At 68.9% G+C, this 23497-nt stretch carries 23 protein-coding genes; 16 read left to right on the top strand and 7 right to left on the bottom strand.

Going from position 1 to position 23497, the window contains the following annotated elements; genetic code table 11:
- From ASD37_RS05275 to ASD37_RS05265, 3 genes are read left to right on the top strand one after another with little or no spacing between them, the layout of a single operon-like run.
- On the top strand, window positions 1-1506 hold the full coding sequence (locus tag ASD37_RS05275; protein ID WP_056549888.1) for an MFS transporter: 1506 nt from the start codon (window positions 1-3) through the stop codon (window positions 1504-1506).
- Window positions 1507-1543: 37 nt separating this feature from the next.
- Window positions 1544-2221, top strand: a complete 678-nt coding sequence (locus ASD37_RS05270) for a VOC family protein (RefSeq protein WP_056548767.1) — start codon at window positions 1544-1546, stop codon at window positions 2219-2221.
- A gap of 27 nt (window positions 2222-2248) precedes the next feature.
- Window positions 2249-4006: a proline--tRNA ligase gene (locus tag ASD37_RS05265; RefSeq protein ID WP_056548766.1), complete on the top strand. Its 1758-nt coding sequence runs from the start codon at window positions 2249-2251 to the stop codon at window positions 4004-4006.
- Here the strand turns inward: ASD37_RS05265 and ASD37_RS05260 are convergent, their stop codons facing one another.
- Both ASD37_RS05260 and ASD37_RS05255 read right to left on the bottom strand, forming a co-directional pair.
- Window positions 4007-4480, bottom strand: a complete 474-nt coding sequence (locus ASD37_RS05260; RefSeq protein ID WP_056548764.1) for a ferritin-like domain-containing protein — start codon at window positions 4478-4480, stop codon at window positions 4007-4009.
- The gene (locus ASD37_RS05255; protein ID WP_056548762.1) at window positions 4477-5007 is read right to left on the bottom strand and encodes a hypothetical protein; all 531 of its coding nucleotides are present in this window, start codon (window positions 5005-5007) and stop codon (window positions 4477-4479) included. The genes ASD37_RS05260 and ASD37_RS05255 overlap by 4 nt, the downstream gene beginning before the upstream one ends.
- A gap of 166 nt (window positions 5008-5173) precedes the next feature.
- Here ASD37_RS05255 and rimP point away from each other — a divergent pair, with 166 nt between their 5' ends.
- The 7 genes from rimP (at window position 5174) to ASD37_RS05220 (ending at window position 12916) form a co-directional block, all read left to right on the top strand.
- Window positions 5174-5722 carry a ribosome maturation factor RimP gene (rimP, locus tag ASD37_RS05250; RefSeq protein WP_056548760.1) on the top strand — a complete coding sequence of 183 codons (549 nt, stop codon included), beginning with the start codon at window positions 5174-5176 and terminating at the stop codon, window positions 5720-5722.
- Entirely contained in the window at window positions 5719-6762 is a 1044-nt protein-coding gene (nusA, locus tag ASD37_RS05245) for a transcription termination factor NusA (protein ID WP_056548758.1), read from the top strand. Before rimP ends, nusA begins: the two co-directional genes overlap by 4 nt.
- Window positions 6763-6922: 160 nt before the next feature.
- Window positions 6923-7177 carry a YlxR family protein gene (locus tag ASD37_RS05240; RefSeq protein ID WP_370072313.1) on the top strand — a complete coding sequence of 85 codons (255 nt, stop codon included), beginning with the start codon at window positions 6923-6925 and terminating at the stop codon, window positions 7175-7177.
- Between the two features lie 74 nt (window positions 7178-7251).
- Window positions 7252-10065, top strand: coding sequence for a translation initiation factor IF-2 (gene infB / locus ASD37_RS05235; RefSeq protein WP_082569940.1), 2814 nt, complete (start codon window positions 7252-7254; stop codon window positions 10063-10065).
- A 31-nt stretch (window positions 10066-10096) separates the two neighbouring features.
- Window positions 10097-10612, top strand: a complete 516-nt coding sequence (rbfA, locus tag ASD37_RS05230) for a 30S ribosome-binding factor RbfA (RefSeq protein ID WP_056548753.1) — start codon at window positions 10097-10099, stop codon at window positions 10610-10612.
- Window positions 10587-11588, top strand: coding sequence for a bifunctional oligoribonuclease/PAP phosphatase NrnA (locus ASD37_RS05225; RefSeq protein ID WP_056548751.1), 1002 nt, complete (start codon window positions 10587-10589; stop codon window positions 11586-11588). The genes rbfA and ASD37_RS05225 overlap by 26 nt, the downstream gene beginning before the upstream one ends.
- A 17-nt stretch (window positions 11589-11605) precedes the next feature.
- The gene (locus ASD37_RS05220; protein ID WP_056548749.1) at window positions 11606-12916 is read left to right on the top strand and encodes an MATE family efflux transporter; all 1311 of its coding nucleotides are present in this window, start codon (window positions 11606-11608) and stop codon (window positions 12914-12916) included.
- Between the two features lie 3 nt (window positions 12917-12919).
- Here ASD37_RS05220 and ASD37_RS05215 read toward each other — a convergent pair whose 3' ends face one another.
- Both ASD37_RS05215 and ASD37_RS05210 read right to left on the bottom strand, forming a co-directional pair.
- Window positions 12920-14599: a sulfatase-like hydrolase/transferase gene (locus ASD37_RS05215; RefSeq protein ID WP_056548747.1), complete on the bottom strand. Its 1680-nt coding sequence runs from the start codon at window positions 14597-14599 to the stop codon at window positions 12920-12922.
- Complete coding sequence (locus ASD37_RS05210; protein WP_056548745.1) at window positions 14600-15367, bottom strand: enoyl-CoA hydratase; 768 nt, start codon at window positions 15365-15367, stop codon at window positions 14600-14602. It abuts the gene before it with no gap.
- Window positions 15368-15406: 39 nt separating this feature from the next.
- On the opposite strand from ASD37_RS05210, the gene ASD37_RS05205 reads away from it, so the two are divergent.
- Both ASD37_RS05205 and ASD37_RS05200 read left to right on the top strand, forming a co-directional pair.
- The gene (locus ASD37_RS05205; RefSeq protein ID WP_056548744.1) at window positions 15407-15673 is read left to right on the top strand and encodes a DUF2277 domain-containing protein; all 267 of its coding nucleotides are present in this window, start codon (window positions 15407-15409) and stop codon (window positions 15671-15673) included.
- Window positions 15670-16218, top strand: a complete 549-nt coding sequence (locus tag ASD37_RS05200) for a DUF1802 family protein (protein WP_056548742.1) — start codon at window positions 15670-15672, stop codon at window positions 16216-16218. The genes ASD37_RS05205 and ASD37_RS05200 overlap by 4 nt, the downstream gene beginning before the upstream one ends.
- Here ASD37_RS05200 and ASD37_RS05195 read toward each other — a convergent pair.
- Both ASD37_RS05195 and ASD37_RS05190 read right to left on the bottom strand, forming a co-directional pair.
- Window positions 16207-17859, bottom strand: a complete 1653-nt coding sequence (locus tag ASD37_RS05195; protein WP_235567972.1) for a CocE/NonD family hydrolase — start codon at window positions 17857-17859, stop codon at window positions 16207-16209. The two genes, ASD37_RS05200 and ASD37_RS05195, sit on opposite strands and share 12 nt — an antisense overlap.
- Before the next feature lie 31 nt (window positions 17860-17890).
- Window positions 17891-18514 carry a DUF3558 domain-containing protein gene (locus tag ASD37_RS05190; RefSeq protein WP_056548740.1) on the bottom strand — a complete coding sequence of 208 codons (624 nt, stop codon included), beginning with the start codon at window positions 18512-18514 and terminating at the stop codon, window positions 17891-17893.
- A gap of 104 nt (window positions 18515-18618) precedes the next feature.
- On the opposite strand from ASD37_RS05190, the gene ASD37_RS05185 reads away from it, so the two are divergent.
- The 3 genes from ASD37_RS05185 to truB are packed head-to-tail and all read left to right on the top strand — an operon-like array spanning window position 18619 to window position 21169.
- Entirely contained in the window at window positions 18619-19578 is a 960-nt protein-coding gene (locus ASD37_RS05185; RefSeq protein ID WP_233165165.1) for a metallophosphoesterase, read from the top strand.
- Window positions 19575-20240, top strand: a complete 666-nt coding sequence (locus tag ASD37_RS05180; protein WP_056548738.1) for a 4'-phosphopantetheinyl transferase — start codon at window positions 19575-19577, stop codon at window positions 20238-20240. The genes ASD37_RS05185 and ASD37_RS05180 overlap by 4 nt, the downstream gene beginning before the upstream one ends.
- Window positions 20237-21169, top strand: coding sequence for a tRNA pseudouridine(55) synthase TruB (truB, locus tag ASD37_RS05175; protein WP_082569939.1), 933 nt, complete (start codon window positions 20237-20239; stop codon window positions 21167-21169). Before ASD37_RS05180 ends, truB begins: the two co-directional genes overlap by 4 nt.
- Here truB and ASD37_RS05170 read toward each other — a convergent pair.
- Entirely contained in the window at window positions 21150-22133 is a 984-nt protein-coding gene (locus ASD37_RS05170) for a Brp/Blh family beta-carotene 15,15'-dioxygenase (protein WP_082569938.1), read from the bottom strand. The two genes, truB and ASD37_RS05170, sit on opposite strands and share 20 nt — an antisense overlap.
- Window positions 22134-22469: 336 nt before the next feature.
- On the opposite strand from ASD37_RS05170, the gene ASD37_RS05165 reads away from it, so the two are divergent.
- A complete protein-coding gene (locus ASD37_RS05165; RefSeq protein WP_235567971.1) occupies window positions 22470-23477 on the top strand; it encodes a bacteriorhodopsin-like in 1008 nt (335 codons plus the stop codon).
- Window positions 23478-23497 lie beyond the last annotated feature (20 nt).

The raw sequence follows: 23497 nt of genomic DNA, 5'->3' as shown, positions 1-23497 counted from the left end.
ATGTCTGCCGCGGGTGGTACCTCAGGTTCGACGGAGAATTCGACCGCGCCCTTGTCGTCGTCGGTGCTCGGAATCGCGATCGTCGCCATCACGGGCATGCAGCTCATGTCGACCCTCGACGGCACGATCGTCATCGTCGCCTTGCCACGCATGCAGGCCGATCTCGACCTGTCCGACGCTGGCAAGAGTTGGGTGATCACCGCCTACGTGCTGGCGTTCGGCGGGTTGCTGCTGCTCGGCGGTCGGGTGGGCGACGCGATCGGGCAGAAGCGCGCCTTCCTCTCCGGCGTCGGGGTCTTCACCATCGCCTCGCTGATCTGCGGCCTGGCGGGCGACGAGTTCACGCTCATCGCCGCGCGCGCCCTGCAGGGCATCGGAGCGGCCGTCGCGGCGCCGACCGGCCTTGCGCTCATCGCCACGACCTACGCCGTCGGACACGCGCGCAACCAGGCCATGGCCGTCTCGGCGGGCATGCAGGCCATCGGGTCGGTGATGGGGCTGGTGCTCGGCGGGCTGCTGACGGTCATCTCGTGGCGGCTGGCGTTCCTGATGAACGTCCCGATCGGCATCGTCATCATCGTCATCGCGTGGCTGCGGATCGGCGAGACGCATCACGAGCGGCTCAAGCTGGACATCACCGGCGCCCTGCTGGCCACGCTGGGCTGTACGTCGGCGGTGTTGGTGTTCACCCAGGGACCACCGCGCGGCTGGGTGGACCCGTGGGTGATCGGCGCGGCCGTCGCGTCGATCGTCTTCTTCGTGTCCTTCCTCTTCGCCGAGCGCACCGCCGAGAATCCGCTGGTGCCGTTCTCGGTCTTCAACGACCGCAATCGGGTGATGACGTTCACCGCGTGGTTCCTCGGCGGCGGCGTGCTGCTCACCGTCACGGTGATGGTCGGCCTGCTCGCGCAGGACGTGCTCGGCTACTCCGCGCTGCGGGCCGGCGTGTGCTTCCTGCCGTTCGCCGTCGCGGTCGGCGTCGGCAACGTATTGGCCACCAAGCTGGCGCCCAGGATCGCGCCGCGCTGGCTGATCATCGGCGGCGGAATCTACGTACTCGCGGCCATGCTCTACGGCTCCACGTTGGACCGCAGCATCCCGTACTTCCCGAACCTGTTCATCCCGATTGTTCTCGGCGGCTTCGGCATCGGCATCATCTCGGTAATCCTGCCGCTGTGCGCGGTCGCGGGGGTCGGGCCGCGCGAGATCGGTCCCGTGTCGGCGATCACGCTGATGGTGCAGAACCTCGGCGGACCGCTGGTGCTGGTCGCCATCATGGCGGTGCAAACCTCCCGGACGCTGTACCTCGGGGGCACCACCGGCCCCGTCAAGAACATGACGCCCACCCAACTCGACGCGCTCGGAGCCGGCTACACCTACTCCCTGCTGTGGGTGGCGGGCATCTCGATCCTGGTCGGCGTCGCCGCGTTCTGGATCGGCTTCTCCGCCCGCGACATCGCCCGTGCCCAGCACACGAAGGAAGCCGTGGAGGCGGGCGAGCTGTAGCGGGCGGGCTGTCGGGGGGTCGCGTTAGCGTGGCCCCATGACCGAGCCGCTCACCCGCCAACGCATCTCCGACGTGGTCGACCCGCTGGGCTGGCGGCTCATCCTCGGCGTCGCCGTGACCCACGTGCGGGTGCCCACCTTGGCCGCCGCAGCCGAGGCCGCCGCGGTGGCGATCTCGACCGACGGTGTCGACGGGCACCTCACCGTCGACCTCCACGCCGACCGGGTCGTCCTGCGGATGCACACCATCGACGCCGGCTCGGTGACCGAGCCCGACCTCGAGCTGGTCGCGCGCGTGACCGAGGCGCTTTCCGACCGCGGGCTGCGCGCGCAGCCGGGCGACGACGACGTGGCGCCGCAGACCTTCGAGATCGCGGTCGACGCTCTCGACATCGCCCTGATCAGGCCGTTCTGGCAGGCGGTGACCGGCTACGTCGACGAGCCAGGCCCGCCGGATCTGCCCGACGGTGGCCTCCAGGACCCGCTCCGCCGCGGACCCACCATTTGGTTCCAGCAGATGGACGCACCCCGTCCCCAACGCAACCGAATCCACCTCGACGTCGACGTTCCGCCCGAACTGGCCCGGCCCCGCGTCGACGCGGCGCTGGCGGCGGGCGGCACGTTGAAGTCCGACGCCGCCGCCCCCGCGTTCTGGGTGCTGGCCGACGCCGAGGGCAACGAGGTGTGCATATGCACGTGGCAGGGTCGGGACTAGCCGCGCGGGTAGATAAGGTTGTCGGCTGTGATCACCCGCATGTCCGAACTGTTCCTACGCACGCTGCGCGACGACCCCGCCGACGCCGAGGTGCCCAGCCACAAGCTGCTCATCAGAGCCGGTTACATCCGGCCGATCGGACCGGGGTTGTACAGCTGGCTGCCCCTCGGGCTGCGCGTGTTCCGGAAGATCGAGCAGGTCATCCGCGAGGAGATGAATGCCATTGGCGGACAAGAGATCCTGCTACCGGCCCTGCTCCCGCGCGCACCGTACGAGACCACGAATCGGTGGACCGAGTACGGCGCGGGCCTCTTCCGCCTCAAGGACCGCCGCGGCAACGACTACCTGCTCGGGCCCACCCACGAGGAGATCTTCGCCCTCACCGTGAAGGGGGAGTACTCCTCCTACAAGGACTTCCCGCTGCGGCTCTACCAAATCCAGACCAAGTACCGGGACGAGGCGCGGCCGAGGGCCGGGATCCTGCGCGGGCGCGAGTTCGTGATGAAGGACTCCTACTCGTTCGACGTCGACGACGACGGCCTCAAGGCCGCCTACCACGCCCACCGCGAGGCCTACCAGCGAATCTTCGCGCGGCTGGGCGTCAAGTACGTCGTCGTATCGGCGGTGTCGGGCGCGATGGGCGGCAGCGCGTCGGAGGAGTTCCTCGCCGAGAGCGAGGTCGGGGAGGACACCTACGTCCGCTGCCTGGAATCCGGGTACGCGGCCAACGTGGAGGCCGTGATCACCCAGCGGCCCGAGTCGCTGCCCGTCAATGGGCTGCCCGAGCCGGTCGTCCACGACACGGAGAACACCCCGACCATCGCGACGCTGGTCGACTGGGCCAACGGAGCCAACCTGCCCGAGTTCGCGGGTCGCACCGTGGTGGCCGCCGACACACTCAAGAACGTGTTGCTGAAGGTGCGCCAGCCGGGCGGCGAGTGGGAGCTGTTGGCGATCGGCGTGCCCGGTGACCGCGAGGTCGACGACAAGAGACTGGGTGCGGCCCTCGACCCGGCCGAGTACGTCATGCTGCCAGCCGAGGACTTTCCCAAGTACCCGTTCCTGGTCAAGGGGTACATCGGTCCGAAGGCGTTGTTGGCCAACGGTGTTCGCTTCCTGGTCGACCCGCGGGTGGTGGACGGAACCGCTTGGATCACCGGAGCCGACGAGGACGGAAAGCACGTCGTCGGCCTGGTGGCGGGACGGGACTTCGTGCCCGACGGCACCATCGAGGCCGCCGAGGTGCGTGACGGCGATCCGTCGCCGGACGGTGCGGGCCCGCTGGTCTCGGCACGCGGTATCGAGATCGGCCACATCTTCCAGCTCGGCCGCAAGTACGCCGACGCCTTCACCGTCGACGTGCTCGGCGAGAACGGCAAGCCGTTGCGGCTGACGATGGGTTCCTACGGCATCGGCGTGTCACGAATGGTCGCCGTCATCGCCGAGCAGAGCCACGACGACATCGGCTTGCGCTGGCCCTCGTCGGTGTCGCCCTTCGACGTGCACGTCGTCATCGCCAACAAGGACGACGACGCCCGCACCGGGGCAACGGAACTCGCGCAGCAACTCGACCTGCTCGGGCTGGAACCCCTTCTCGACGACCGCAAGATGTCGCCGGGGGTCAAGTTCAAGGACGCCGAACTACTCGGCGTGCCGTGGCTCGTCGTGGTCGGACGCGGCTGGGCCAACGGTGTCGTCGAGCTGCGAAACCGGTTCAGCGGCGAGGTAGAGGAGATCGCCGTCGACGGTGCGGCTGCGACCATCGCCGGCAAGTTGGCCGGTTAGTCAGTCGTTGCCGCCGGGGAAGGCGACGGTGGTCGGCTCGACGCCGAGAACCGCTCGCCACCTGGCGGCCGACACCGCGGCGCGGGTCAGCGCGGTGACGGCCAGTTCGCGGTCGTCGCCGGCGGTGGCCTGCTCGAGCACTGCGCGCCACGCCACCGCGGAGTCCTCCTCCATCCGGACGGCGAGCTTCGCCGCGCCCGTGGGGTCGTCGACGACGAACGGCAGCTGGTAGCCGAGCGCCGGGATCGGGGGCGTCACCTTGCGCTCGGCGAGCCGGTGAATCCCCTCTTCGCGCAGTTCGCGGTGTCCCGCAAGGGAATTGGACACCAGCTGATTGGAGTCAGGCGTCGAATGCGCCGACACCAGGCCGTAGCCGTAGATGACTCCGTGTTCGACGGTGACCGCGTCGAACAGTGCGGCGTCGGCGGCGTCCGACGGGCGGGACGGGGACGGCGCGGGGTCTGGGGAGGTCATGACGTCACCCCGGACGTGGCGAGGGCGACCGTGGCCGCGGCCGTGCACGCCGCGGCGATCGAGCCGAGCAGTCCGGCCCGGTACCCCGACTGCTGCGTCGCCAAAAGGCTGGCGCCGTCGGCGGACTGCTTGAGTGCGGCGACCACGTCCGCGGCGGTGGGTGGCTTGGGGGGCGGACCCGACGTCGTCGGAGTGGTGGACGTCGACGATGCAGTGGTCGACGCCGACGTGGTGGGTGCCTCACCGGAGATTCTGGTGATCTCGTCGGTGAGGGCCCGAGCGTGGGCAGCCCGCTGGTCGGCAACGGCCGACAGTGCCGCCGCGATCGTGGGTGTAGCCGCTGCCGCGGCGTTGCCCGCCAGCTGACCGTCGTCGCGGGCTCGCTCCAGCGCACCGATCAGGGCGTCGACGTCCTTGACGGGCGGGGTCGATCCGCAGGCCGTAGCCACGGTGCCCCCCAGCAGGGCCAACGCCGTGGCGCCGACGAGCACGCGCCGCCTGCTGACGGTGGGAAGGGTGCTCGGCACATCGACATCCTGCCATCCCGCTCGCGCGGGCTCGTCTGGGCTCGACCGCGGTCGTCTCGCCGAACGTTTGCCAAGAGTGGCCCCTCGGCTGGCGTATCCTTGACACTCGGTTCCGCGCAACGCTTGGCGGGATCGCGTCCATACAACTCAAGACGAGGAGCTCACCGTGGCATCGGAGAATCCGCTACGGTCTGCGCGGTTGCCGTCCCCGGAGCAGGTGACCGAGCTGCTCGAAGGCGCGTTCGGCCGCGCCGGATACGACGTCGACGACGTCGTCGTCGAGGCCGCCGCCCGCCCCCCACGCATCGTGGTGATCGCCGATGGTGACGGTGGACTGAACCTGGACGCCCTCGGCGAGCTGTCACGGTTGGCCTCCGAACTGCTCGACCAGATCACACCTGACGAAGCCACCTACGTGCTGGAAGTCACGTCGCGCGGAGTGGACCGACCGTTGACCACCGAGCGACACTTTCGCCGTGCCCACGGGCGCAAGGTCGAGGTGACGTTGACCGACGGCTCTCAGGTGGTCGGGCGGTTGGGGGAACCGGGTGACGGTGTCCTGCGACTCGTCGTCGCCAACCGTGGCGCCAAACCCAAGATTCGCGAACTTTCCATCGACGACGTCGCCAATGCCGTTGTCCAGGTGGAATTCTCACCACCGAACCCGCTCGAGCTCGAGCTGGCCGGGGTGTCTGTTGAGGAGGTTGAAGAGTGAACATCGACATGGGTGCGCTGCATGCCATCGAAGTGGACCGGGGGATTCCGGTCGACGAACTGCTCGAGACCATCAAGTCCGCGCTGCTGACCGCCTACCGGCACACCCAGGGGCACGAAGCCGCCGCGCGCATCGACATCGACCGCAAGAGCGGCATCGTCAAGGTGATGGCGAGGGAGACCGACGACGACGGCAACCTGGTCAGCGAATGGGACGACACCCCTGAGGGATTCGGCCGGGTCGCGGCCACCACCGCGCGCCAGGTGATGCTGCAGCGGTTCCGCGACGCCGAGAACGAACGGATGTTCGGCGAGTTCTCGGCGCGCGAAGGCGACATCGTCGGCGGCGTGGTGCAGCGTGACGCCAGGGAGAACACCCGCGGCAACGTCGTCGTGCGCCTCGGAACCGAGGCGAAGGGTTCCGAGGGAGTCATCAGGCCCGCCGAACAGGTGCCGGGGGAGTCCTACACGCACGGCGATCGGGTGCGCTGCTACGTCATCGGCGTGACTCGCGGTGCGCGGGAACCGAAGATCGAGCTGTCGCGCACCCACCCGAACCTGGTGCGGAAGCTGTTCTCGCTGGAAGTGCCCGAGATCGCGGACAACTCCGTGGAGATCGCCGCGGTCGCCCGCGAGGCGGGCCACCGGTCCAAGATCGCGGTCAGGTCGCGGGTCGCCGGCCTCAACGCCAAGGGCGCCTGCATCGGGCCCATGGGGCAGCGGGTGCGCAACGTGATGAGCGAGTTGTCCGGCGAGAAGATCGACATCATCGACTTCGACGAGGACCCGGCGCGATACGTCGCCAACGCACTGTCACCGGCCAAGGTCGTGTCGGTGTCGGTGATCGACGAAGCCGCAAGAGCCGCCCGCGTCGTCGTCCCCGACTTCCAACTGTCGCTGGCGATCGGCAAGGAAGGTCAGAACGCCCGGTTGGCCGCCCGACTGACCGGATGGCGCATCGACATCCGCAGTGACGCGGAACCAGCACCCGCACCCGCCCCCGAGAAAGAGGCGCCCCACGGCGCCTCTCGCGAGGGGTAGTTGGCACGCGTTTCTTTCTGCGGTGATCGTGACGGTAGACTGAACCGTGATCCAGCGCGAGAGTTCGGCCCACCGCGCGCGGCAGCACAAAAGTCCCGAAGGACCAGTGCGAACGTGTGTGGGATGCCGAAAGCGTGAGCTGGCCGCCGATTTGCTTCGAGTGGCCGCTGTTGACGATGGAGACGGTGAATCCGCCGTCACCGTCGACGCAGCGGGTAATCTGCCTGGGCGGGGTGCATGGCTGCACTCCGACGAGCAGTGTCTGCAGGTGGCAATCAAGCGGCGAGCATTCGCTCGAGCGTTGCGCATCACCGGTTCGCCGAACACCTCCGCGGTGGTCGAGTTCTTCACCAGAAACGAAGACTCGGTCCGCCCGGCAACAGAACAGGTAGTCAAGAACATGAGCACACCGTGAAGTTCCGATGACCATGCGTCATAGCTAAACCCGAGGCGCGGCCCACTGCTGTCGCCTCCTAGACAGGAGATGTAGTGGCAGGCAAGGCCCGCGTGCACGAGTTGGCTAAAGAGCTCGGTGTCACCAGCAAGGAAGTTCTCGCCCGGCTGAGCGAGCAAGGCGAATTCGTCAAATCAGCATCCTCGACCGTCGAAGCGCCCGTCGCGCGACGGCTCCGTGAGGCATTGGGTGGCGGCTCCAAGCCCGCCGCCCCCAAGGCGGCCCCCGCCGCACCCAAGGCACCCGCCGCCGACGCGTCGGCCAACGGTGGCTCCACCAGCTCGGCACCCAAGCCCGGAGGGCCACGGCCCGCCGCGCCGAAACCGCAGGCCGCACCCGAGCCGCCGCCGGCACCACCGGCGCCCCCGGTCGTCGTGCCCGAGGTCGTCGCACCGCAGGCCCAGCCGCAGGCCGAGGCCGCAGCTCCCGCTGCAGCCGCCGCCCCGGAAGCGCCCACCGCACCTGCAACCCCCGCAGGCCCCACCCCGGGTCCGCGGCCGGGTCCGGCCCCCAAGCCCGCAGGCCGCGCACCCCGCGTCGGCAACAACCCGTTCTCCACCCAGGTGCCCGTCGAACGGCCAGCGCCGCGCCCGCCCCAGGGTGCAGCCGGCCCGCCTCGTCCGGGTGGCCCCCCGCGCCCAGGTGGCGGACCCCGTCCGGGTGCGACCCCCGGCAACATGCCTCCCCGCCCGCCCGGCGCACGGCCAGGTGCGGCCGGTCGTCCCGGCGGACCTCGCCCCGGCCCGGGTGCTCGTGGTCCCGGCGCTGGCGGCGGTCGTCCCGGTGGTCCTCCCGGTGCAGGTGGCGGCGGTAACTACCGCGGTGGCGGCGCCGGTGGCGCCGGTGCCCCCGGTGGGGCACCCGCCGGTGGTTTCCGTGGTCGCCCAGGTGGCGGTGGCGGCGGCGGTGGCCGTCCCGGTCAGCGCGGTGGCGCGGCCGGTGCATTCGGTCGTCCCGGTGGCGCGGTTCGCCGTGGCCGTAAGTCGAAGCGGGCAAAACGCGCCGAATACGAAAACATGCAGGCGCCGGTCGTCGGCGGCGTGCGGTTGCCGCACGGCAACGGCGAGACCATCCGGTTGGCCCGTGGCGCGTCGCTGGTGGACTTCGCCGACAAGATCAACGCCAACCCGGCCGCACTGGTCCAAGCGCTGTTCAACCTCGGTGAAATGGTCACCGCTACGCAGTCGGTAGGCGACGAGACCCTCGAGCTGCTCGGCGGCGAGATGAACTACGTCGTGCAGGTCGTGTCCCCGGAGGACGAGGACCGCGAGCTGCTGTCGTCGTTCGACCTCACCTATGGCGAGGACGATGGCGACGAGGACGATCTCGAGTTCCGTCCGCCGGTCGTGACCGTCATGGGTCACGTCGACCACGGCAAGACGCGACTGCTGGACACGATCCGCAACGCCACCGTCCGCGAGGGCGAGGCCGGCGGAATCACCCAGCACATCGGTGCCTACCAGGTCCTCACCGAACTGGACGGCAACGAGCGACTGGTCACCTTCATCGACACGCCGGGCCACGAGGCGTTCACCGCCATGCGTGCCCGTGGTGCGAAGGCCACCGACATCGCCATCCTGGTGGTCGCCGCCGACGACGGCGTCATGCCGCAGACGGTGGAAGCCATCAACCACGCGCAAGCGGCCGACGTGCCGATCGTGGTGGCGGTCAACAAGATCGACAAGGAAGGCGCCGACCCGGCCAAGATCCGGGCGCAGCTGACCGAGTACAACCTGGTGGCGGAGGAGTACGGCGGCGACACCATGTTCGTCGACATCTCGGCCAAGCAGGGCACCAACATCGACGCGCTGCTGGAAGCGGTGCTGTTGACGGCGGATGCCTCGCTGGACCTGCGGGCGAACCCCGACATGGAGGCCCAGGGCGTCGCGATCGAAGCGCACCTCGACCGGGGCCGTGGTCCCGTGGCAACCGTGCTCATTGCGCGCGGCACGCTGCGGGTCGGCGACTCGATCGTCGCAGGCGACGCCTACGGCCGCGTCCGGCGCATGGTGGACGAGCACGGCGAGGACGTCATCGAGGCGACCCCGTCGCGGCCCGTCCAGGTCATCGGTTTCACGTCGGTGCCGGGCGCCGGTGACAACCTGCTCGTCGTCGACGAGGACCGGATCGCTCGTCAGATCGCCGATCGACGCAGTGCGCGCAAGCGCAACGCGCTGGCCGCGCGCTCTCGCAAGCGCATCAGCCTCGACGATCTCGACGCAGCGTTGCGGGAGACCAGCCAGCTGAACCTGATCCTGAAGGGCGACAACTCCGGCACCGTCGAGGCGCTGGAGGAGGCCTTGCTGGGCATCGAGATCGGCGACGAAGTCGAACTGCGCGTCATCGACCGCGGTGTCGGTGGCGTCACCGAGACCAACGTCAACCTGGCGTCGGCGTCGAACGCGATCATCATCGGCTTCAACGTTCGTGCGGAGGGCAAGGCCACCGAGCTGGCCAACCGCGAGGGCGTCGACATCCGGTACTACTCGGTGATCTACCAGGCGATCGACGAGATCCAGGCAGCGCTCAAGGGCATGCTCAAGCCGGTCTACGAGGAGAAGGAGCTCGGCCGCGCCGAGATCCGGGCGATCTTCCGGTCGTCGAAGGTCGGCAACATCGCCGGCTGCCTCGTCACCTCGGGCCTCATTCGCCGCAACGCGAAGGCACGCCTCATCCGCGACAACGTCGTGGTGGCCGAGACGGTCACCATCTCCTCGCTCAAGCGGGAGAAGGACGACGTCACCGAGGTGCGTGACGGTTACGAGTGTGGTCTGACCGTGACGTACAACGACATCAAGGAAGGCGACGTCATCGAGGCGTACGAGCTCGTCGAGAAGGCGCGCACGTAGATGGCCGACGAGCGCTTGCGCGAGGAGAACTGTGGTTGACGAGGGCCGGGCGCGCAAGCTGTCCAAGCGCATCGCCACCATCGTCGCCTCGGTGATCGAGTTCGAGATCAAGGATCCGCCCCTGGCCTTCGTGACCATCACGGACACGAAGGTCACGGGCGACCTCCACGATGCGACGGTGTTCTACACGGTTCGCGGCGACACCCTCGCCGACGAACCGGACTACGAGGGTGCGGCACTGGCATTGGAACGTGCCAAGGGCGTGCTGCGCTCCAAGGTCGGGGCCGGCACGGGTGTCCGATTCACGCCGACGTTGACGTTCGTCCTCGACAAGCTGCCCGACGTGGCACGCGACATGGAGGACCTGCTGGCGCGTGCGCGGCAGGCGGACGCCGACGTGGCGCGGATTCGGCAGGGTGCCACTCCGGCTGGCGACCCGGACCCGTACCGTGTGACGGGGGCGGAGGAAGCAGGCGGGGGACCCGAGGACAACACCGACGTGCTCGACCCTGAGGACACCTATGACCACGATCGACCCGAAGACTGAGCTAACTCGGTCATCGTTGCGCGTCGATGGGCGAGGAGCTGCAGAGCTGCTCGACGCGGCGGATTCGGTCAGCGTGGTGTGCCACGTCTTCCCGGACGCCGACACCATCGGTGCCGGTCTGGCCTTGGCGCTGGTGCTGGAGCGGTCGGGCAAGCGGGTCGAGGTCGGCTTCGCCACGCCGTCGAACCTTCCCGAGTCGCTGCAGTCGCTGCCCGGTGGGCATCTGCTCGTCGACCCCGGCGAGATGCGCGACGACAGCGACCTCGTGGTCACGGTCGACGTTCCGAGCGTGAATCGGCTCGGTGGGTTGTGCGCGCTCGCCGAATCCGGCCGCGAGGTGTTGGTGATCGACCACCACGCCTCCAACGAACTGTTCGGCACGGCCAACTACGTCGACCCGTCCGCCGACTCGACGACCATGCTGGTCGCCGAGCTTCTGGACGTGTGGGGCAAGCCGCTCGACGAGCGGGTCGCCCATTGTCTGTACGCCGGTCTCACGACCGACACCGGATCGTTTCGGTGGGCGAGCGCGCGGGCGCACGAGCTGGCCGCCCGGCTCCTGGAACTTGGGGTCGACAATGCTTCGATCAGTCGTCGCCTGCTGGACACCCATCCGTTCTCCTGGCTCCCGATGCTGTCGCGGGTACTGGGATCGGCGCAGCTGATTCCCGAGGCCGCGGCCGGTCGCGGCCTGGTGTATGCCGTTGTCGGACACCGGGAATGGCGTGCGGCCGGGCTCGAGGAAGTCGAGAGCGTCGTCGACATCGTGCGCACGACGTCCCAAGCCGAGGTCGCTGCGGTGTTCAAGGAGATCGAGCCACAGAAGTGGACGGTGTCCATGCGCGCCAAGTCCGAAGTCGACCTGGCTGCGATCGCGAGTGGTTTCGGCGGCGGTGGTCACCGGCTCGCCGCCGGGTACTCCGCGACCGGTCCGGTGGAGTCCGTGGTGAAGGCGCTGACCGATGCCCTTGGCTGAGGCCCTCAGCGGGCGCATTGGCTGAACCGGTCACCGGGCGCCGCATCGCCGGTTTGGCGTTGCCCGCGCTCGGGGTGCTCGCCGCGGAGCCTCTCTATCTTCTGTTCGACCTGGCCGTGGTGGGCCGTCTCGGCGCGGTCGCCCTGGCGGGTCTGGCCATCGGCGGGTTGATCCTGTCCCTGCTGTCCTCCCAGCTGACGTTCCTGTCCTACGGCACGACGGCGCGGGCCGCCCGCTTCTTCGGGGCCGGTGACCGCGAGTCGGCCGTCGGTGAGGGAGTGCAGGCCACCTGGCTGGCGGTGGCGCTCGGCACGGTCGTCATCGCGGTGGTTCAGGCGGCCGCGGTCCCGATCCTCGCGGTGATCGCCGACGGCGGCGAGATCGCCGACATGGCGTTGCCGTGGGTTCGGATCGCCATCTTCGGGGCGCCCGCGATCCTGATCTCCCTCGCAGGCAACGGATGGATGCGCGGCGTGCAGGACACCGCGCGGCCACTGCGGTACGTGGTCGCGGGCTTCGCGCTGTCCGCGGTGCTGTGCCCGACGTTGGTGTACGGATGGCTGGGGATGCCCCGGCTGGGGTTGAGCGGTTCGGCGGTGGCCAACGTGGCCGGCCAATGGCTGGCCGGGCTGTTGTTCTGCCGGGCGCTGTTGGCCGAAGGGGTACCGCTGCGGTTCGACCTCGCGGTGCTGCGGGCGCAGGTGGTGATGGGACGCGACCTGGTGGTGCGCACGTTGGCGTTCCAGGCGTGCTTCGTCTCGGCCGCCGCGGTGGCGGCCCGGTTCGGCGCCGCGGCCGTCGCCGCCCATCAGGTGGTCCTGCAGCTGTGGAGTTTCCTTGCGCTGGTGCTGGATTCGCTGGCGATCGCGGCGCAGTCCTTGGTCGGGGCGGCGCTCGGGGCCGGTCTGCTGGCGCATGCCAAGTCGGTCGCGTGGCGGGTGACGATCTTCTCGACGGTCGCCGCGGCGGCGCTGGCCGCTGTGTTCGCGGTGGGGTCGTCGGCCTTGCCCCGGCTGTTCACCTCCGACGACTCGGTGCTGGACGCCATCGGGGTGCCGTGGTGGTTCCTGGTGGCGCAGTTGCCGATCGCCGGGGTGGTGTTCGCGCTCGACGGGGTGTTGCTCGGCGCGGGTGACGCCAGGTTCATGAGGAACGCGACCCTGGCCAGTGCGCTCGTCGGCTTCCTGCCGTTGATCTGGCTGTCGCTGATCTACGGATGGGGTTTGGTCGGCATCTGGTCGGGCTTGACCACCTTCATGCTGCTGCGTCTGGTCTTCGTGGGGTGGCGCGCATTCTCGGGTCGCTGGCTGGTGCCGGGCGCGGCCTGACGGTCACCCTCCGCGCGCCGCGGTCACCTTCTGCATGTTCGCCAGCCCGAGTTCCTGGGCCTCGTGCAGCGCCGCGGGCAGCGGCGCCTCGATCTCGGCGCGCACTTCCCCGTCGAGAAGTCCCTGCAGTTTCTGCTGCAAGGGGCTTCGCCCGGCCAGGTTCTCGACCTCTCGCAGACCGTCCGGGTTCGAATAGTCGTACAACTCGCGTTCGACCTCGCGGGATGCGTCGACGGTCGTGCCACCATGCTTCCAATGGGAGTAGACGCCGAACTTCGCCGACGGGGTGCGGACGGCGACGATGTGGCTTGGCGCGTTGGTGGGGACTTCGCCGGATGTCCTCCCGGGCGCCTGGGCGGCGGGCATACCGGCCGCGGTCATCATGGCGGCCATCTCCTCCACGGCGATGTCGTCGGTGACGTGTGCGATCCACGGCCGACCGCGCGCGGCCGGGTTCGCAGCGATCCCGGCGATGTCCGCGCGACTCGCCAGGTGGGCGTTGCGCGGATCGGCGCGCCACCCGTTTCCGCCGGCACCGATCGTCAGCAACAGCGGCGCGAGGTCCACGCTGGACGTCAACTGCGTGCGTACCTCGCCGGGGGACGGTGTTAGCCGACCGGAGGGGTCCCGAACGTAGAGCGGCACCCGGATGCCCTCTTCGTAGATGGCGGCGCCCTTGCCGCGCATGCCGTGGGAGCCGCCGTATTCGCCGTGGTCGGAGGTGAAGACGACGACGGTGTTGCGGTCGACGTCGGGGCGGGAGGCCAACGTGTCGAGCACCCGGCCGATCTGGCGGTCGACCTGCTGCTGCAGCCACAGGTAGACGTCCAGGCCGCGGGCCCACTGCCTCTCGACGTCGGGGCCGGCGTACGGAAGGGCGCCGGCCAGAAGTGGCGCGACGAAGTCGACGTAGTCGACCTGCAGTCGTGGCTTGCCGCGTCGCGCAAGGTCCTCCGGCGTCTCGAAGTTTGGCGGCTTCGCAGAGAAGACCCGCGGAACGTCCTCGGGCAGCGGCGTCTTCGGCCACCACATGATGTCGTGCGGGTTGACCAGCGAGACCGTCGTGCACCAGGGGCCCTCGCCGGCGTGCGCGTCGAACCACTCGACGAACTGGTCGGTGATGCCGGGATCTCGACGCAAGCCTTGATTGGGTGCGCCGTTGGGGGAGGGGTAGGTGCCGCCGGAGAACCCGTGTGCGTCCAGGCCGTCGAGGGTGGTGTCGGCGGCCGCCCCGAGATGCCACTTGCCCCACCACCACGTCCGGTAGCCCTGGTTGCGCAGCATCGTTCCCCAGGTGGGGAATTGGGGCGCGAGGCTCGATTCGGTGGGGCCGTCGCCGGTGTACAGGCAGCCGGTTTGGTGCGAGTAGAGCCCGGTGGTGAGCACTCCTCGCGACGGCGTGCAGGCGTTGGAGGCGGTGTAGTGCGCGTCGAAGGACACGCTGCTCTGCCGCAGCCGGCTCAGGTTGGGCAGGAGCGCGTCGAGATCGCCAGTGCCAGGGAACCATTGGGGTGCCCGCATCTGGTCGACCACGACGACGAGGATGTTCGGCTTGTCACCCCCTGCTGCGGTGGCGTCGGTTCGGCCTGGCCGCGCGAGCAATTCGTAGCCAGTGAGGGCGGCGGCCCCGCCCGCGACGACGGCGCCACCCGTGAGCAGCGTCCGACGGCTGATCGGCGACACTCAGCGGACCTGGGTGCGGCCGCGCTCCAGCACCTCGGCCCTACTGGAGGCGATGTCGTCTCCGGTCGCCACCGCCATCCACTGCCTGGCCGACGCCGCCTCGATCCACAGACCCGCACCGGTCTGCGATTCGTCGATGCGGTGATAGGACGCCAGCAGGGCCTGCACGGCCTTCCGGTTGTTGCCGACGATGGATGCCGCTACCGCCCGCGCCGCCGGCACGAGCTGGTCGTGGGCGACGACCTCGGTGACCAGGCCGGCCCGCAGCGCGTCGTCGGCGGACAGGTAGTCACCGGTCAGGCTCATGCGGCGGGCCATCCCGACGCCGACCTTCTGCGGCAGCCGCACGCTCAGGCCCCACGTCGGCAGCAGCCCGACTCGGGCGTGGGTGTCGGCGAACCGCGCGTTCTCCGAGGCGATCAGGACGTCGCAGTACAGCGCCAGCTCGAGGCCGCCGGTGACCGCCGCCCCGTTGATCGCCCCGATGACGGGGGTGCTCATCGCGGGCCACTTGGGCGAGATGTCGGGAAGCTCGGTGGTGTCGCCAAGTTCCTTGAGGTCAAGACCCGCGCAGAAGACGGGGTCGGCACCGGTGAGGATGACGACGTCGACCGCGTCGTCGGCCTCCGCCTCGTGCAGCGCCGCGTAGAACCGCGTGCGCAGTTCCAAGGACAGGGCGTTGCGGGCCTGCGGCCGATTCAGGGTCAGCGTGCGGACCCGGTCGGTGGTGTCGACCAGCAGGACGGGTTCGGCTTCGGGGCTCGGCATGGCTTCACCGTATCGAGCGGTCGTCCTATCGTTGACGGCATGTGCCGGAACATCACCGAGTTGCGCGGCCTCGAACCGTCGGCGACGGCCGAGGAGATCGAGGCCGCATCACGTCAGTACGTCCGCAAGGTCAGCGGCGTCACGCGGCCCACCGCGGCCAACACCGAGGCCTTCGAGGCCGCGGTCGCCGAGGTGACCGCCACGACGACGCGGTTGCTCAACGCGTTGCCGCCGCGCCGTCAGCCGCCGAAGACGGTGCCGCCGCTGCGCCGCCCCGAGGTCCGCGCCCGGCTCGCCGCGACGTGACCGCGCCTGCGCTCAAGGAGTGGGGCGCGGCCGTACTCGCCATGCTCGACGGCAGGCAGACGGTGCTGCTGCGCAAGGGCGGCATCCACGAGAAGCGGTTCGACGTCGCGGCGAGCGACTTCGTGTTCTTCCCCACGGTTGCGCACGGCCACGCCGAGCGCGTCCGACCCGAGCACCGCGATCTGCTCGAGGCGGCCGCACCGGACAGCACCGAGGACGAGGTGGTGCTCCGAGCGGGCGCGAAAGTCGTTGCCGCCGTTGCCGTCGACCGGCCGGACGGGCTCGACGAACTGGCCGACACCCACATCTGGACGGCGGAGTCGGTGCGGTCGGACCGGCTCGACTTCCGGCCGAGGCATCGGCTGACGGTTCTGGTGGTCCAAGCGCGCCCGCTGCTCAAGCCGGTGCGACTACGCCGGGACCCGTCCTACGCGGGGTGCAAGAGTTGGGTCGACGTGCCGGTGTCGACGGGCTGGGGTGATCCCGTGCACGACGACGCGGTCTTGGCCGCGGTCGTCGAGCGGGTCAGGGCGTTAGTGGGCTGACGGTGGCCGTGGTCCCGCAGGCAGCACCAGCCGCGACACGCCGCCGGCGCCGTGGTGGACGGTGTGTCGCTGGGTTCTGATCGTCGTTCCCGAGATCGGCGGTTCGTCGGTGCCGAGATTGCGTACGAATCGCGGATGGGATCCGCCCGCGACCATGACCCGTAGCCGGGATCCTGCCGGAAACCTGTGGGCCACGGCGTCGAGGGTGAGCTTGACGACTCCGGAATCGGTTGTCTGCCTGATGAATCCGTCGGTCACGTTGGTCGACCGGCCGTCCGCGTCGACCTGACTCAGTCGGACGAAGACGTCGTTGTACGGGTTGTCGCAGGAATGGGCCAGCTCGACCACAGGGGTGCCGACGAGGTACAGGTCGGCGGTGAGCGGAACCCCGGTGAAGTCGAGGACGTCGGGGCGCGTCGCCAAGGGCGTGTCGTCGCGGTAGCCGCCCTCCGGGGAGAGCAGTCGGCCCCCGATGGTCGGGGTCGGGTCGGCGGGGTCGAAGACGAACGTCGACGCCGGTGCGGTCTCGTCCGGTGCGACGTCGGAGAGCCGGTGCCCGGAGTGCAGGTACGCCACGTGCTCGGGCATCGCGGGCGGCCAGGTGTCCAGTTCGAGCCAGTCGTCGCCGTCGACGTGGGCCCGCACCCGGGTTCGGGCGGGGGCCGGCTTGCCGCCAAGGTGTTCGTCGAGCCAAGCCAGCGACTCTCGGAGGACTCGCGGGGCGCCCTTCGTCATCACCTCGGTGTGCGTCCACGGGCCGACCGTCAGAGCCGTCGTCACGTCCCGCCCGCGCAGGTGCGCGAACTGGGTCAGGGTCTGGTCGAGGAACAGGTCCTGCCAGCCGCTGAACAGCAGCACCGGCACGTCGACGCGGTCGAGCGCATCGGTCAGCCGCAGGGGTTCCCAAAACGGGTCTTGGCGATCCGGGTGTTCCACCCAGGACTCCCACCACGGCGCCCCGCCGCCGAGCAACGTCCGTCCGGAGGCGCCCATCGGCACCTGGTTGGCGGTACGGGCGACCCGCCGCCGGGACCGGCCCTGCTGCAGCGCGCCGAGGAGTCGACTCCCGTCCTCCTGGTGCGACATCATGTCGCTCCACCCGAGGAAGTCGTTGACGGTGAACGAGCCGGTGCCCCAGGCGGACTGGCTGAAGTCGTGGGGTCCGACGCTGATGATCGCCGCCGTCATCTCCGGTGGCGGGTCCATCAGCAGGGCCCACTGGGTGAACCCGAGGTAGGACAGCCCGATGGTGGCGAACGTCCCGGTGAACCAGACCTGGTTGCGCAGCCACTCGACGGTGTCCGCGCCGTCGGCCACCTCGTGGATCATCGGGGTGAATTCGCCGCCGGACCCGAACGTGCCGCGCACGCTCTGGATCACCACGTGGTACCCGCGGGCGGCGTAGACGGCGCCGAACAGGCTGGAGAAGGGGAACGACCGGCCGTACGGGCAGCGCACGAGCAGGGTGCCCGAAGGGGCGCCGGTCCGTGGCGCGTAGTGGTCGGCGACGAGGTCGACGCCGTCGCGCATCGGCACCGGCAATCCGCGCAGCACGGTGTAGTCCGTGGTCGGCGGGGGGAGGTGGAGGAGTCGGCTCAGGGCGTGCGAGGCGACGTTCTTGGTGCTCAGTCGTGAAGCCACGCCAGCCACGTTACGCACCGGGGTGAGGCGCTCAGAACTTGTAGAACGGCACCAGCTGCTGGGCGCGCTGCAGGTTGGTTTGCATGCAGTCGACGTCGTCGGCGCTGTACGTCGGGGAGTAGAACAGCGATTGCTGCAGCACGCCGTAGCTGGTGTCGAAGGCGATCATGCAGCTGAACCAGAAGCGGTTGTTGCGGTCCGACGGCTTGAGGATCCAGTACTGCGCAGCGCGGTGGCCGGCGATGTCCATCTCGACGGCGTCGGCGGGCAGGGTCTGCTCGTAGGTTCGCCAGACGAACGCCTCGACGGCCATTTGGTAGTTGCCCGCGTCGAAATGGCAGCGCAGGCCGTCTTCGTGCTCGGGCGGAGTGAAACCGAGCCCGAGGCCGTTGACGACGTCGATCGGAATGTCTTCGCACGGATCGAACGGGCGGGGGTCGACGGTTTCGACGACGGGCCACTTGATGCTGCTGGAGACCCCGCTCAGGGGTGCCGACGTGGACCTCAGCTCGACGGATCCGGTGTCCTGCGCGGTGATGGGATTGGCCTGCCACACCACGATGACGGCCGCCAGCAGGGCGCACAATGCCGAAAACAGGCGCATCTTTCCGACCACGCCACCCACCTTCGGGTCACTCGTGCGCTCGTTGTCCATTGCCGGGAGTGTACAAGTTCCCGACGGTCGCCAGGGCCGGAAATCAGAACATGTTCTAGTTGCCGGGCGAGCACCCCGCCGTGGCGCACGTAGGCTGGTCCGTTGTGTCTCCGCTGTCACAGGACCGTCGCCATCCCACGCTCTGGGCGATCAGCGATCTCCACATCGGCCATACCGGCAACAAACCCGTCACCGAGTCGCTTCATCCGTCGTCCCCGGACGACTGGTTGATCGTCGCGGGGGACGTCGCCGAACGGACCGACGAGATTCGGTGGTCGTTGGATCTGCTGCGAAAACGGTTCGCCAAGGTCATCTGGGTGCCGGGCAACCACGAGCTGTGGACCACCGCCAAGGACCCGATGCAGATCTTCGGCAAGGCGCGCTACGACTACCTGGTCAACATGTGCGACGAGATGGGCATCGTCACCCCCGAGCACCCCTTCCCGGTGTGGAACGACGAGGGCGGCCCGGCGACGATCGTCCCGATGTTCCTGCTCTACGACTACTCGTTCCTGCCGGAGGGCACGGCGACGAAGGCCGAGGGGCTGGCGATCGCCCGCGAGCGCAACGTGGTCGGCACCGACGAGTTCCTGCTGTCCGCCGAGCCGTACGCCACCCGCGACGCGTGGTGCCGCGAGCGGGTCAAGCTGACACGCGAGAAGCTCGAGGACCTCGACTGGTTGACGCCGTCGATTCTGGTCAACCACTTCCCGCTGGTGCGCGAGCCCTGCGAGGCCATGTACTACCCGGAGTTCGCGCTGTGGTGCGGCACCACGGCCACCAAGGATTGGCACACGCGATACAACGCGCTGTGCTCGGTCTACGGGCATCTGCACATCCCGCGCACCACGTGGTACGACGGCGTGCGATTCGAGGAGGTGTCGGTCGGTTACCCGCGGGAGTGGCGCCGCCGCAAGCCGTATCGGTGGATGCGCCAAATCCTGCCCGACCCGAAGTACCCGCCCGGCTATCTCAACGACTTCGGCGGTCACTTCGAGGTCACCCCGGACATGCGGGCCCACGCGGAGAAGATGCAGGAGCGGATCAGGAGTAAGCGAGCATGACGGGCAAGTTGCTGTCCACCGTTCTGCCCTCGCTGCTCGCGTCGGCCGAGTTGTACGGTGACCCGGCCGATTTGGCGCCGCTGCCCGAGGAGGAGCCGCTGATCGCGCGCTCGGTGGCCAAGCGGCGCAACGAATTCGTGACGGTGCGGTACTGCGCCCGTCAGGCGCTCGGCGATCTCGGACTGCCCCCCGTGCCCATCCTCAAGGGCGACAAGGGCGAACCGTGCTGGCCCGACGGGGTGGTCGGCAGCCTGACGCACTGCGAGGGGTTTCGCGGCGCCGTGGTGGGTCGGACGGCCGAGGTCCGTTCCGTAGGCATCGACGCCGAACCGCATGCCGTGCTACCCAAGGGCGTGCTCGACGCCATCAGCCTGCCCGCCGAACGCAGCGAGCTGAGCGGGCTGCCCGGTGGTGCGCACTGGGATCGAGTGTTGTTCTGCGCCAAGGAGGCGACCTACAAGGCGTGGTTCCCGCTGACGCATCGGTGGTTGGGGTTCGAGGACGCGCACATCACCTTCACCGTCGACGGTTCGGGACGTACGGGCAGCTTCGAGTCGAAGATCCTCGTCGACCCGCGGGCCGAGTCCGGGCCCCCGCTGACCGCGTTGTCGGGTCGCTGGTCGGTCGGTGACGGCCTGGTGTTGACGGCGATCGTGCTGTGAGCGGTGCGGCGGGCAGGAGCGCAGCGACCGGGGGATCGGTACAGCCCGGACTGGTGATCGTCGACAAACCCGCCGGGATGACGAGCCACGACGTGGTGGGGCGCTGCCGGCGACTCTTCGGCACCCGCAAGGTTGGGCACGCCGGCACGTTGGATCCGATGGCCACCGGAGTCCTGGTGGTGGGCATCGAGCGCGCCACCAAGATCCTCGGGCTGCTGACCGCGACGGACAAGTCGTATTCGGCCACCATTCGGCTGGGTCAGACCACCTCCACCGAGGACGCCGAAGGTGAAGTGCTGGAGACGGTTTCGGCCGATCACGTGTCGGACTCGGGCGTCGAGGCGGCCGTCGGCGTCCTGCGCGGGGAGATCGACCAGATTCCGTCTTCCGTCAGCGCCATCAAGGTCGACGGTCAGCGCGCCTACAAGTTGGCCCGCGAGGGCAGGACCGTCGAGTTGGCTGCGCGACGGGTGCGGATCTCCCGGTTCGACGTCGTCGCCGTTCGCCGCACGCCGGAGGTTGCGGCCGGCTTCGTCGACGTCGACGTCGAGGTCGACTGCTCGTCGGGCACCTACATTCGGGCGTTGGCGCGTGACGTCGGCGCCGGCCTCGGCGTCGGTGGGCACCTGACCGCGCTGCGCCGCACCACGGTCGGCCGCTACGGGCTGGGGGAGGCGCACACCCTCGAGGCGTTGGCCGAATCCCCGCGGCTCAGCTACTCGTTGGACGAGGCGTGCCTGCTGGGCTTCCCGCGCCGGGAGTTGACCGACGCGGAGTCCGACGCCGCGTCGAACGGAAGGGCGCTGGCACCGGCCGGCGTCGACGGCGTGTACGCGGCGACGGCGTCGGACGGTCGCGTCATCGCCCTGCTCGCCGACGACGGGTCGCGGACCAAGTCGGTCGTGGTGATCAGGCCGTCGACGCTGTAGGCGTCGTCGGGGCAATCCGTCGATGGTGGTCGAGTACTGCCACGACGACCACATGCGGAAAGGTCAGCGCAAGCAGCACGGATACGCCCGTCATGACGACGCCGACGTCGGACCGGTAGGCAAACAAGACGGCGAGCACGATGAAGGCCGCGGTAGTGGGCAGAGCGGCCGCTCGGAGGAATGCCCCTAACTGCAATCGAATTGGTTGACCGGCAGCGAGAGCATCCATGAGCCGGGCGGTGTGCCGCAGGGCGTGCCAGAGACCGAAGTACACGCCGAAGGCCGCGAATATGGGCACGAAGAGGAACAGTGTCAGCACGGCAAGCAACTCGGCCGCCTCGAGCACCCGTCCCCGCGATGCGAGGTGAACTGCTGAGGCGGCGCACATCACGACGACCGTCGTGGTGGCCCACTGCGTCGGGACCGCACTCACCCAGTCGACGAGGCTGGGTAGCAGCGGCCGCATCGCGGACCGGCCCTCGACCGACCACAGTGGCAGGACCACGACGACCGACCCGTGGGCGAGCGTTCTCCACCATCCGTCGCGCAGTCGCGGAACCACGCGGCCACTGCGCTCCGCCGCGTATGTCGTCTCAGCCCAGCCGAAGTGCAAGGCCGACACGACGAGGAACGTGGCGAAGCTGAGATCGGGAGCCCGCAACGTCGCCAGGCTCGCGACCGCGGCGATCACGACGTAGACGGCGACGACCAGCGCAAGTCGACGTGGCTCTTGCCAGCGGCGCGACGCCAGCCCAGGCACCAGATGGTCCATCGCGCCGTGCGGCACACCGACGATGATTCCGACGGCGGCGACGATCGGCGACACGGACTCCAGGCCGGCGCGGTCGAACCACGCCCATCCGACGATGACCGCCACGGCACCCAGGCTGAGGATGGTCACCCGCCGGTCGAGGGCGTGCGCCATTGGCGACGTTCGGGTCCGCTCACCCGCCGCTGCCGTCATCTCGGCCGCGAAGGGGTGACGACGATGTCTTGATGGGGTCGCACCATCGCGACATTACGCCTGACCCTGCCGTGTGCATACTGCCAATCCTCCTGTCGCGCAGTCGAATAGCCATCGGTCCCCGGCTGCTGGGTAAATGTGACGTAATGACGTCGCACGTCACCATTGCGTAATGACGGTCCGGATTGACGCGGGTGTAACGTCACGAATGTTGGGGTTACAGCCACCTCCCGAATCGCCACAAGTCAGCGGCGACAACGGAATCCGTAACAACAGTGGAATTGACCGGGGCTGTTCCCAAGGTCGGACGAGGGTGCTCAGGCGTGACGAGACTTCATGCTCGCCGGCTCGCCGAGATCGTCGTCGGTGGTTTCACTGACGGCCGACCGCGGCATCCGACTCCAAACTGCCTTGCCCGGGGACGCCCAAGGGCGTGCCGCATCACGGTTACTCGCGCGAAATATGTTCTGCCACAGAAAGACTGAGATGATTCCCGAACAGTTATCCCAAGGCCAGTTCGATACGGTCTACAACCTCCTGTCCCTCGTCATCGCGGCCCAGTTGTTCACGACGATCTACCTGCTCGTCGTCCAGCCTCGAGTGCTGCCGCGTTACCGGCAGGCGCTCGTGGTGGCGGCCATCGTGTGCGGGATCGCCGCGTACCACTACTTCCGGATCTTCGATTCCTTCAAGCACGCGTTCGTCACCGACGCCGCAGGCGGACGCGGGACCTATACGCAGGCAGCCGGCGCGTCGTTCAACGAGGGCTACCGCTATGTGGACTGGTTCCTGACCGTGCCGTTGCTTCTGGTCGAGCTCGTGGTGGTGCTGGCCTTGGCGAAGAAGTTGCAGGCCTCGTTGCTTCTGCGCTTGATCCCGGCTTCGGCGTTGATGATCGCCCTCGGCTACCCGGGTGAGATCAGCGGAGACAACCTGACGCGCAACGTGTTCGGGCTGCTGTCGACGATTCCGTTCCTCTACATCCTGTACGTACTGTTCGTCGAGCTGACCCGTTCCTTGGATCGTCAGCCGCCGGCGGTCCGTTCGACCGTCAGCCGACTGCGCATCCTGTTGTTCGCGACCTGGGGTGTGTACCCGATTGCCTACCTCTTGCCGCTACTGGGCATGAACGGTGCCGACGCATGGGTCGGGAAGCAGGCGGGCTACTCGATCGCCGACATTCTGGCCAAGGCGCTCTACGGCCTGCTCATCTACCGGATCGCGCGCCTCAAGTCGTTCGCCGACGATCCGGCGTTCGCCGAAGTGGAGGGCGGTCACGACCATGGCCTGGAAGAAGTGCGCGTGAGCCAGGATCCGTCCGACCCGGTGACGGTCGGCCGCTAGGGTTCCGGGTTCAGGTGGCC

It is taken from the genome of Mycobacterium sp. Root135 (genome assembly GCF_001426545.1).
In the GTDB taxonomy this organism is placed as follows: domain Bacteria; phylum Actinomycetota; class Actinomycetes; order Mycobacteriales; family Mycobacteriaceae; genus Mycobacterium.
Note: the sequence above shows the minus strand (reverse complement) of the source record. Positions and strands in the feature narration are given on the sequence as shown.

Coding starts and splice junctions, on each gene's coding strand:
- ASD37_RS05275 (WP_056549888.1), top strand. CDS start 1: ATGTCTGCCGCGGGTGGTACCTCAGGTTCGACGGAGAATTCGACCGCG.
- ASD37_RS05270 (WP_056548767.1), top strand. CDS start 1,544: ATGACCGAGCCGCTCACCCGCCAACGCATCTCCGACGTGGTCGACCCG.
- ASD37_RS05260 (WP_056548764.1), bottom strand. CDS start 4,480: ATGACCTCCCCAGACCCCGCGCCGTCCCCGTCCCGCCCGTCGGACGCC.
- ASD37_RS05225 (WP_056548751.1), top strand. CDS start 10,587: ATGACCACGATCGACCCGAAGACTGAGCTAACTCGGTCATCGTTGCGC.
- ASD37_RS05210 (WP_056548745.1), bottom strand. CDS start 15,367: ATGCCGAGCCCCGAAGCCGAACCCGTCCTGCTGGTCGACACCACCGAC.
- ASD37_RS05205 (WP_056548744.1), top strand. CDS start 15,407: ATGTGCCGGAACATCACCGAGTTGCGCGGCCTCGAACCGTCGGCGACG.
- ASD37_RS05190 (WP_056548740.1), bottom strand. CDS start 18,514: ATGGACAACGAGCGCACGAGTGACCCGAAGGTGGGTGGCGTGGTCGGA.
- ASD37_RS05180 (WP_056548738.1), top strand. CDS start 19,575: ATGACGGGCAAGTTGCTGTCCACCGTTCTGCCCTCGCTGCTCGCGTCG.
- ASD37_RS05170 (WP_082569938.1), bottom strand. CDS start 22,133: ATGACGGCAGCGGCGGGTGAGCGGACCCGAACGTCGCCAATGGCGCAC.
- ASD37_RS05165 (WP_235567971.1), top strand. CDS start 22,470: ATGCTCGCCGGCTCGCCGAGATCGTCGTCGGTGGTTTCACTGACGGCC.